Source organism: Brachybacterium sp. HMSC06H03, assembly GCF_001807385.1.
In the GTDB taxonomy this organism is placed as follows: Bacteria; Actinomycetota; Actinomycetes; order Actinomycetales; family Dermabacteraceae; genus Brachybacterium; species Brachybacterium conglomeratum.
Window position 1 is genome coordinate 1 of the sequence record NZ_KV788958.1, and the last position, 10032, is coordinate 10032.

Below are 10032 nucleotides of genomic sequence, written 5' to 3' on the forward strand. Positions count from 1 at the left end.
GGGCCGGCGCGGGGGCTGCAGGGCCGGCGCCGGGCTGCAGGGACGGCGACCGGCCGAGGTCAGTCGCCGACGTCGCTCCAGTCCAGGAGCACCTTGCCGGCCTTCCCCTCGTGGGCGAGGGCGAAGCCGTCCTCCCAGTCCGCGGCGGGCAGGACGTGGGTGATGGTGCGCTCGATGGCGGTGCGCAGGGTGCGGGAGGTGGAGAGCATCGCGGACATCGCGTTCCAGGTCTCGTACATCTCGCGGCCGTAGATGCCCTGGAGGGTGAGCATGCGGGTGACGACCGCGGTCCAGTCGATCTCGAACTGCCGCGAGGGCAGGCCCAGCAGCGCGATCTTCCCGCCGTGGTTCATGTTCTCGATCATCTCCTGCAGGGCGCGGGCCTGGCCGGTGATCTCCAGGCCCACGTCGAAGCCCTCGCGCATGCCGAGCCGGCGCTGGGCGTCGAGCACGCGGGTGGTGGAGACGTCCAGGACGACGTCGGCGCCGCAGTCCTCCGCCATCGCGAGGCGCTCCGGGGAGATGTCGGTGATGGTGATGTAGCGGGCGCCGGCGTGGCGGGCCACGGCCGCGGCCATCTGGCCGATCGGGCCGGCGCCGGTGATCAGCACGTCCTCGCCCACCAGCGGGAACTTCAGTGCGGTGTGGACGGCGTTGCCCAGCGGGTCGAAGGCGGCGCCGAGCTCGGGGCTGATCAGCTCCTGCCCGCCGTCGTGCTCGTGGACCCACACGTTCTCGTGCGGGACGGACACGTACTCGGCGAAGGCGCCGTCGCGCTGCACGCCGACGGAGCGGACGCGATTGCACATCTGGCGCCGTCCGGCGCGGCAGTTGCGGCAGGTCCCGCACACCACGTGCCCCTCGCCGGAGACGCGGTCGCCGACGCGCACGTCGTCGACCTGGGAGCCGACCTCGACGATCTCGCCGTAGAACTCGTGGCCGGGGGTGAAAGGGACGGTGTCGCACATCGCCTCCGCGGAGGAGTCCCAGGCGAGGATGTGCAGGTCGGTGCCGCAGATCCCGGTGCGCAGCACGCGCACCTTGACGTCCCAGGGCCCGCAGTCGGGCTCGTCGACCCTCGTCCATTCCAGGCCCGCGCCGGGCGCGACCTTGCGCAGTGCGCGCATCAGACCTCCTCGTCCTGCTCCGCGCGGGAGCTGTGCGTGGCACGTCGATCGGGCGGGACGGGGGTGGGGCCCGCGCCGGGACGGCCGACGGTCCGGGGTGTGGACCGACGCGACGAGGATACGGTGCGGGTCGGAGAGGGCGAAGCCAGCGACGGTCCGCCGCGACGGCGACCGCGACGGGCCGCGGCCGCATCGGGAACAGCGGCCCTCGAGGTCACGACGGTCCCAGCGGCCCCGCAGATGACCCCGGGCTCAGCGCCGCCAGAGCTCGCGCGGGTCGCGGCCGGGGCGGAAGCCGGCCCAGTCCGCCAGCGCCATCGCCTCGGGGAAGTTCGCGGCCAGGGCGAGCGGGGTATGGGAGTCGCTGCCGAAGCTGATCGCCTCCCCGCCCTCCTCCGCCCACCACTGCGGGATCCAGGGGCGCAGGCGGCGGGTGTTGATCTCGAGCGCGCGCCCGCTCGCGGCGATCGCGCGCATCGCCCCGCGGAGCTCCTCCTCGAGCGGGCGCGGGTCGAAGGGGCCCTCGACCCCCTCGGGCCAGTAGCGCACCGCGTAGTCGAGATGGGTGACGACCTCGTGCGGGCCCTCGCCGGCGACCTGCGCGGGCACCTCGGCGAGGTAGTCGCGGATCACCTCGAGGGCGGGACGCCGAAGGAACAGCGTGTTCGGCTCGGCGCGGTGCTCCGAGCGCGGGGGAAGCGCCCCGTCGGCGGACCGCGCTCCGTCGGCGGACTGCTCCTCGCCGGCGGGCTCCCCGTCGGCCGACGGGCGCTCGAGCGGGACCGTGTGGAGCGAGCCGATGATGCGGTCGAAGGCGGAGAGGTCGAGCTGGGCGCGGGCGGCGTCGAGCCGCAGGCCCGGCTGGCCGAACTCGAGGCCGGTGCCGATCCGCAGCTGCGGGAAGTCGGCGCGGCAGCGGTCGATCTCCTCGAGATAGCCGTCGACGTCGAAGCGCGGCACCGCGACCACGCCATCGGCCCCCACCAGGTGCCGCTCGTGGTCGGCGAAGTCCTCCAGATCCGTGAACCAGGCGTCCTCGAGGTCGAGGTGCTCGGTGAAGAACAGCGCGGGCAGCCCGATCTCCACGGCCCGCGCGCAGGTCGCTCGCATGGTGCCGCGCGCGGCGGAGTCCGGACCGCCGGTGTCCCAGGAGAACTCGCTGTGGACGTGGCTGTCGGCGGGCAGGCCGACGGGAAGGGAGGTCATGGGGCCAGGGTGCCAGAGGCCGCAGGGCTCGTCAGCGGCCGGGCCGAGGTTCGGGACCGGGCGGCGACGCGGCGCGGCGGACCGGGCGCGCCCCCGGCCAGCCGATCACGATCCCGGCCAGCAGCACCACCATCGGGAACTCGTAGAGGTGGTCGATCATCGAGTGGACGGCCAGGGCGCTCCATGCGGCGACGCCGATCAGGGCACGACCCCGCCCCCGCTGGGCGGCCAGGACCGTCCCGGCGGCCAGCATCGCCGCGAACAGGATCACGCCCACCGCGCCGAGCTCCGAGGCGACCTGGAGGACCGAGGAGTGCGCGGCGTACAGCAGCGGGTTGTACTCCGCCATGCCCGACCATTCCGAGAACGCGCCGGGCCCGCCCCCGAGGACCGGGTGCTGCGCGAACAGCGTCAGCGCGTCCCGCCACAGCGCGTGCCGCGCGCTGCTCAGCGACTGGGGTCCGGTCATCCAGGAGGGCCAGCGGCCGACGACTCCGAGCACCACTACGAGCAGGGCTGCGAGCCCGACGACGCCGAGGCCCAGGCCGACGATCGTGCGGCGGGAGAGGTGCAGGCGTCCCCAGGCGGCGAGCGCGGCGGCCAGCAGGACCACCGCGAGGGTGGCGAGGCCCGCCTTGGCGTTGGTCGCGAGGACGGCGCCGAGCACGGCGATGCAGGCCCCGATCACCTGGACGACCTGTCGGCGCCAGGCGTTCTGCGCGCGGTCCCATCCCCCGAGGGCGACGTCGCCGGGGTCCCGGGTCCGCACCATCGGCGCCCCGCGCAGGCCCCGCACCCCGGCGCCCGCGCTGCCCTCGAGGATCAGCGCGCCGAGCGCCACGAGCTGGACCCCCGCCGCGGCGAGGGCGTTCACGTAGGAGGGCACGCCCAGCAGCAGCGCCAGCGCAGGAGCGACCACGAGGAGCGACACCACCAGGGGCAGCACGCCCCGCTTCGCGACATGACCCAGCACCGCCCCTGCCACGAGCATCGGGGCGAAGGCGAGATACGGCCAGGACGTCGCGAGCACCTCGGCGGCACCGCCCTCGAGCCGGAGGCATGTCAGAGCGACGTACACCGTCCATGCCGCGGCCGCGATGAGGACGAACGTCTCCGCCGGGGGGAGCCGGGAGCTCTTCTCGGCATGCTCCTTCATCACGGTTCTCTGCACTGTGACCTCTCTCGGGCTCGGCGACGCCGGAGCTCGAGGAGCCCCTCCTGCATCAGTGGTCGGCCCGATCTACTCATCCACGGTGGGATGGGCTAGATTGAACGTGACCAGTATGTCCGATTTGAGCAGTTTGGGCCAGGGGGGATCCCCGCCCGACCGCGTACCGGGAGCGGGGAGACCCATGACGATTCAGCGCCGCTTCGCGCTCGTGCAGGAGAGATGGCGCACCGCGCTGCTGACCTCGCTGCTCGTGCTCGCAGCCGCCGCCGCGGCCATCTGGGTGCAGACCCCTGTCTACCAGGCCTCCGCGAGCGTGTTCGTGCGCACCGGCGCGTCCGGCGACGTGTTCGACCGCACGGAGGCCTCCGACTACGCGGTGCAGCGGATCACCACCTACGCCGATCTCGCCACCTCCCCGCTCGTCCTCGATCCCGTCATCGAGGCCCTCGATCTGCACACGGACGCGGACTCGCTCGCCTCCGTGCTCACGGTCCAGATCCCCGAGGACTCCCTCCTGCTCACCATCTCGGCGGAGGACACGGACCCGGAGCAGGCCGCGCGCATCGCGAACCTCGTCGCGGCGAGCCTGAGGACCGAGGTGTCCGGGCTCGAGTCCGCCTCGGGCCCCTCCCCGATCCACCTGACGACCGTCGCGCCGGCGCTCCCTCCGGAGCATCCCGCACGCCCCGACCTGCCGCTCCTGCTCGGCCTCGCCCTGCTCGCCGCGGTCGCGGCCGGGATCGCTGTCGCGCTCGTGCGCGGCACGTTCGACGATCGGGTGCGGGACGCCCAGGACCTCACCGCGCTCACCGAGCGCCCGCTGCTCGCCTCGATCCCCGAGGCCCGCTCCGGGGAGCCGCCGTTCCTGCCGCTGGAGGACGTCGCCCCGCAGGGCCGGCGCGCGGAGGCGCTCCGCGGCCTGCGCACGACGCTGCGCCACCTCGGACTCGGCACCGAGCTGCGCACCCTGCTGGTGACCTCCGCCGTGCACGGCGAGGGCGCGACCAGCACCGCGCTCGACCTCGCCTCCACCCTCGCCCGCGAGAGGCACCGGACCCTGCTGATCGATGCTGACCTGCGCGGCACGTGGACGGACCACGGCCTCGGGCTCGGTCATCGCGACGGGCTCAGCACCGCGCTGCGGGGCGGCGCGGCCTGGACGACGCTCGTCCAGCCCACGGCGCTCGAGGGCCTCTCCGTCCTCGCCGGCGGCCCCCGCCCGCAGAACCCCGGCGCGCTCCTGGACAGCTTACGGATGACGACGCTGCTGCGCGATGCCGCAGACCGCTACGACATCGTGCTGATCGACGCCCCGCCCGTCCTCGCGCTCAGCGACAGCACGACCCTCGCCCAGCAGGTGTCCGGGACGCTCCTGGTCGCCGGCAGCGGCAGGGTCCGCAGCGTCCAGCTCTCCCTGGCCCTGCGGAAGCTTCAGCTCGTCGACGCGGACGCGCTGGGGATCGTCCTGAACCGCGTCCCGCGCGGCGACCTGGAGACCTACTACGAGCTGCCCCCGGAGGCGACGACCGCCGGCGCCGTCCCCGGCTCGGCCGTGGCGGCCGGTGCGGGCCCCCGTACCGGGCGGCGTCGCCGCACCGTCACGGCGGGAACAGACCCGAAGGGAACGAGCTCCGGGAGCGCCCGGCATGCGTCCACCACAAGGAGTGAAGCGTGAAGACCATCGCCGTCGTCGGCTATTTCGGCTGGGGGAACTTCGGAGACCAGCTGTTCCTCGACACCGTCCGTCGCCGTCGGGAGGAGCTGTGGCCGGGATCCTCCGAGATCCTGGCCCTGACCACCAGGGACCTCGGCCGCCATGCGACCACGGGCCCCCTGGGCGCGCTCGTCCGCGCCGCGCACTCCCTGCGGATCCTGCGCCGCGCCGACGTGCTCGCGTACTGCGGCGGCTCCGTGTTCACCGACGTGTCCGGGGTCGACGCCCTCCGCCGACGCCTCCGCCCTGACCGTGTGCAGGCACTCGGCGTCTCGGTGGGCCCGTTCGCCGACGAGCAGGCACGACAGGACGTGAAGCAGTACCTCGGCGAGTTCGAGCGGATCGTAGTCCGGGACGACTCCTGGACCCTCCTCCAGGAGGACCTCCCCCTTCTGCCGGAGCCGGTCGACGGCCCGCCGGCGGGCATCGAGCAGGGCGGGGACCTCGCCGCGCTCAGCCCGCTGATCACCCGGGCGGCCGACGACGAGCGCTCCGGACTGGTGGTGTGCCCCTCCGCGGCCGCCGACGCCGACGTGGACCTGCTCGCCGAGCAGGTGCTCCAGGCACGCCGCGCCATGCGGCTGCGCGGGCTGCCCGCCCCGGTGCGGCTCCTGGCGTTGAACGGGCACCCCCGCAACGGGGACGAGCAGCTGGTCCGCGCACTCGCCGCGGCGCTGCGCGATCAGGGGGTCGAGTGCACGACGAGCAGCTTCCTCGAGATCGGCCTCGAGCGCACCGCGGCGATGCTCGGCTCGGCCTCCCTGGTGCTGAGCCAGCGCCTGCACGGCGCGATCGTCGCCTATCTCTCCGGAGGCAGGTTCCTGATGCTCGACCACCACGCGAAGTGCCGCGCGTTCGTCGAGGACATCTCCGGCGACGCGGCCGTCTGCGTGCCGGTGCACGCTCCGGACCTGTCCGAGGCGCTCGAGGCGGCGCTCTGCCCGGAACGGGCTCCGCTGCGGGAGCCGGAGGAGTACATCCGCCACGCGGAGCGCGTCTACCTGGGGCAGATGGCCCATGCCTGAAACGCGCACCGCCCCCGCCGAGGCGCCGCCCGCACGCTCGCCCGGCCTGTTCGCCCGCGCCGGGAGCTTCCTGCTGATCTTGGGCGGGACGATCGGCAGCGGGATCTCCCACTGGTTCATCGTCTGGCTGATCGCAGCGACCTACGGCGCCGCGGGCCTCGGCGAGTATTCCGTGGTCCTGGCCGGCGCCACCCCGCTGTTCATCTTCCTGGGACTGGGACTGCGCAACGTCTACGTCTCCCTGGCCGGCTCGCCGCGCTGGGGGACGTTCCTGCGATGGCGGGTGGGCGGACTCGCCCTCGCCTTCGCGCTCCTGGCGGTGTACTGCCTGGTCGCGGCGCCTTTCTGGGGCATCTTTCTCGGCATGGCGGTGATGAAGGTCGCGGACGGGCTGTCCGAGCTGGCTCTCGCCCGCCTCCAGCGCCAGGGGCGTTTCACGGCGCTCGGCGCGCTCACCAGCGTCGGCGCGGTCGCCACTGTCGCCGCGATCTCCGTCGCCGCCTCGCTGTCGGCGCCCATCGGCGTGCTCCTGGCGTGCGTGGGCGGCGTCTCGCTGGTGCTGGGCCTGGTCGCCCTGGTGCTCTCGCGCCCGAGCCGGTCCGTGCTCGAGGCCGAGGAGGAGGTCGGCGTGCGCCGGCTGCTCGCCGCCGCGCTTCCCATCACGGCCTCGACCGGGCTGATGAGCCTGGTCGCCTCGATCCCGGTGTGGTTCCTCGGGGCGCACACGAGCGCGCCGGAGGTCGGCCGCTTCACGGCCGCCGCCTACCTGATCGTCGCCGCGAACCTCCTCGGCGCCAGCGCGCAGACGATCTTGATCACCACCTACCGCCGCCATCTCGCCGAGGAGGGCGCAGCCTCGCTGCTGCGCTCGATGGGGCGCCACACCCTGCTCCTGGGGGCGGTCGCCGGCCCCGTGGTCGTGGCCGTCGTGCTCCTCGGCGACCCGTTCCTGCGTCTGGTCTACGGCGACGCCTTCGGGGCGAGCCCGCTGGAGCTGCTCGCCTTCGGGCTGACCGCGGCGCTGTGCATCCTCGGTTATCTCAACTCCACCGTGCTGCTGGTCCTGAACTGGTACCGCAGCCAGCTCCTCACCACGATCGCGACCCTGGTGGGCGCGGCCCTCCCGCTCGCGCTCGCCACGTTGATCGGCACCACGCAGTGGGTCCTGGTGGGGATCCTCTCCATGACCGGCGCCTATCTCGTCCGCTTCGTCACGGCACGACTCCTGCTGACCGCGCGAAGGGTGGTCTCCGATGTCCCTCACTGATCCGCACCCCGAGACCCGTCGACAGGGCGAGGAGCAGCGCGTCCCCGAGCTCTCCGTGAGTGTGGTGATCCCGCACTTCAACAGCACCGACACGATCGGGCGCGCCCTGGGATCGATCGCGGCGCAGACGCTGCTGCCGCTCGAGGTGGTCGTCGTCGACGACTGCTCGGCGCCCGAGGAGCGCGAGACGCTCCGGGCGCTGGAGACGGAGTCCCTCCCGTTCCCGGTGCGGGTGCTGGAGCAGGAGCGGAACCAGGGGCCCGCGGCGGCGAGGAACCGCGGCTGGGAGGCGGCGCGGGGCGAGTGGATCGCCTTCCTGGACAGCGACGACTCCTGGCAGCCGCGACGGCTCGAGCTGCAGGCGCGCGCACTCGCCCCCGCCACCCTGATGATCAGCACGCACTCCCTGGTCCTCCCCGAGGACGACCCCTCCCCCGTGCCGCTGCCGAGTCCCGTGCCGGCGCCGGTGCGCCTGGGGATGGGGCACCACATCGTGCGCAATCCGCACACCACCTCCTCCGTGCTCCTGCGCCGCGACCTCCCGGTGCGCTTCACCCCCGGGCGGTTCTACGCCGAGGACTACGAGGTGTGGATCCGCGTCGCCGCCCTCGGCGACGTGCTCTCGGTGCCCGCACCGCTGGCGTACTTCCACAAGGACCCCTTCGGCACCAGCGGCCTGTCCAGCAGGATCTGGAAGATGATCGCCGGCGAGCAGCGCACCTTCCTGCTGCTGCGGCGCGACGGGGTGCTCTCCCTTTCGCAGTTCCTCGCCGCGGAGGCGGTCATGGTCGCCCGTGTGGCCCGGCGCCTGGTGCTCCGCACCGTGCGGGACCTCCCACTCGGTCTGAAATCAGACATTTAGGGCGAATCTACCCAAACCGGGGCAGAGTGGGGTAGATTCAAGCCGGGGTGAGGGGCACCACCGACAGACAGCCGAGACCGGCTGGCCGGTGCGCACCCGAGATGCCCGAGCACATCGATCCGGACGAGGGGACTCCCGTGGAGCTGCAGCAGTATCTGACGATCCTGAAGGAGCGGTGGAGCACAGCCGCCATCGCGGCCGTGCTCGTGCTGGCGGTCGTCAGCACCCTCACCCTCACGCGCACCCCGACCTACACCGCCACGAACCGCGTGTTCGTGCAGACGGAGGCGGGCGGCTCGGTCTCCGAGCGGAGCAGCGGCGTGAACTTCGCCAGCCAGCAGATCATCACCTACGCCGATCTCGCGAAGACGCCGATCGTGCTCGACCCGGTGATCGAGGAGCTCGGACTGGACCTCACCGCCGACGAGCTCGCCGACCGCATCAGCACCACCATCCCCGAGGACACGCTGATCATCGACATCACCGCCTCATCGGTGGACCCGGAGGTCGCCTCGGCCATCGCGAACGCCACCTCGGAGAGCCTGCGAACGCAGGTCTCGGCCCTCGAGGCGCCGACGCAGGAGGCAGCCGCGACGGGGACCACCGAGGAGGGGCTGGAGGCCGTCCCCTCGACCGTCGAGCTCACCGAGATCTCCGCCGCCGCGACGCCGAGCTCCCCCGCGTCGCCGAACATCCCCCGCGACCTCGCCCTCGGCGTGCTGCTCACGCTGCTCGCCGGACTGGCGGCGGCCGTTGTGCGGGACTTCCTGGACAACCGGGTGCGGCGCCCTGCCGACATCGAGGCCCTGTACGACCTGCCGGTGATCGGTTCGATCCCCTCGGTCCACTCCTCGCAGAACGTGGCGCTGATCGCCGCGCAGAAGCCCAGCAGCGTGCAGGCGGAGGCCTACCGCGAGCTGCGCACCAACCTCCACTTCATGCTCACTGCCGACAGGATGAACACCCTCCTGGTGACCTCCTCGCTCTCCGGCGAGGGCAAGTCGAGCACCGCGATCAACCTCGCCCAGGTGCTCGCCCAGGCCGGGGGCCGGGTGCTCCTGGTCGACGCCGACCTGCGCCGTCCCTCTCTCGCCACGGAGCTCGGCCTCGAGCGGACCGTCGGCCTCACCACCGTGCTGATCGGCGATGTCGAGCTCGACGACGTGACCCAGCCGCTGGAGACGGCGGGGCTGGACGTCCTCACCTCGGGCCCCATCCCCCCGAACCCCAGCGAGCTGCTGGGCAGCGAGGCGATGCGCTCGCTGCTGGAGGCGGCTTCCGAGGCGTACGACTACGTGGTGGTCGACACCGCCCCTCTGCTCGCCGTGACCGATGCCGTGGCGCTCTCCCGCTTCGTCGACGGATCGCTGGTCGTCGCGCAGAGCGACAGGGTCAAGAAGCAGCAGCTCGGCGAGGCGCTCGCGAAGATGGACTCTGTCGACGCCCGGGTGCTCGGCGTGGTCGTGAACAACGCGCCGCGGGACGTCCGCGACGTCTACACCTACCTCCCCGGCGAGGAGTCTTCCGAGCCCGCGGTGAGCGTGGTGCCCGCCGAGGACCGTCCCGCGGAGGCCTGGCCCGAGGAGGCCCGCCCCTCGGAGTCGTCCGAGCACCGGAGCGAGGAGGCTCTGGGGGCCGAGGAGGCCACCGGCGACCGTCC

The 10032-nt window shown here is 73.0% G+C and carries 8 protein-coding genes; 5 read left to right on the top strand and 3 right to left on the bottom strand.

Translation table 11 applies throughout. From position 1 onward, the window contains the following. Positions 1–59: 59 nt before the first annotated feature. The 3 genes from tdh to HMPREF3159_RS15915 form a co-directional block, all read right to left on the bottom strand. Positions 60–1127 carry an L-threonine 3-dehydrogenase gene (gene tdh, locus HMPREF3159_RS15905; protein ID WP_070502181.1) on the bottom strand — a complete coding sequence of 356 codons (1068 nt, stop codon included), beginning with the start codon at positions 1125–1127 and terminating at the stop codon, positions 60–62. Positions 1128–1379: 252 nt separating this feature from the next. After that, the gene (locus HMPREF3159_RS15910) at positions 1380–2333 is read right to left on the bottom strand and encodes a PHP domain-containing protein (RefSeq protein ID WP_070502182.1); all 954 of its coding nucleotides are present in this window, start codon (positions 2331–2333) and stop codon (positions 1380–1382) included. Between the two features lie 31 nt (positions 2334–2364). After that, the gene (locus HMPREF3159_RS15915; RefSeq protein WP_070502183.1) at positions 2365–3489 is read right to left on the bottom strand and encodes an O-antigen ligase family protein; all 1125 of its coding nucleotides are present in this window, start codon (positions 3487–3489) and stop codon (positions 2365–2367) included. Between the two features lie 196 nt (positions 3490–3685). Between HMPREF3159_RS15915 and HMPREF3159_RS15920 the strand changes: the two genes are divergently transcribed. The 5 genes from HMPREF3159_RS15920 to HMPREF3159_RS15940 all read left to right on the top strand — a co-directional run. After that, a complete protein-coding gene (locus tag HMPREF3159_RS15920) occupies positions 3686–5179 on the top strand; it encodes a tyrosine-protein kinase domain-containing protein (RefSeq protein WP_070502184.1) in 1494 nt (497 codons plus the stop codon). After that, positions 5176–6243, top strand: coding sequence for a polysaccharide pyruvyl transferase family protein (locus HMPREF3159_RS15925; protein ID WP_070502185.1), 1068 nt, complete (start codon positions 5176–5178; stop codon positions 6241–6243). The genes HMPREF3159_RS15920 and HMPREF3159_RS15925 overlap by 4 nt, the downstream gene beginning before the upstream one ends. After that, positions 6236–7510, top strand: coding sequence for a lipopolysaccharide biosynthesis protein (locus HMPREF3159_RS15930; protein ID WP_070502186.1), 1275 nt, complete (start codon positions 6236–6238; stop codon positions 7508–7510). Before HMPREF3159_RS15925 ends, HMPREF3159_RS15930 begins: the two co-directional genes overlap by 8 nt. Then, positions 7497–8372, top strand: coding sequence for a glycosyltransferase family 2 protein (locus HMPREF3159_RS15935; protein ID WP_070502187.1), 876 nt, complete (start codon positions 7497–7499; stop codon positions 8370–8372). The genes HMPREF3159_RS15930 and HMPREF3159_RS15935 overlap by 14 nt, the downstream gene beginning before the upstream one ends. Positions 8373–8509: 137 nt before the next feature. Next, the coding region (locus HMPREF3159_RS15940; protein ID WP_168165446.1) for a tyrosine-protein kinase domain-containing protein at positions 8510–10032 on the top strand (1523 nt) is incomplete at its 3' end.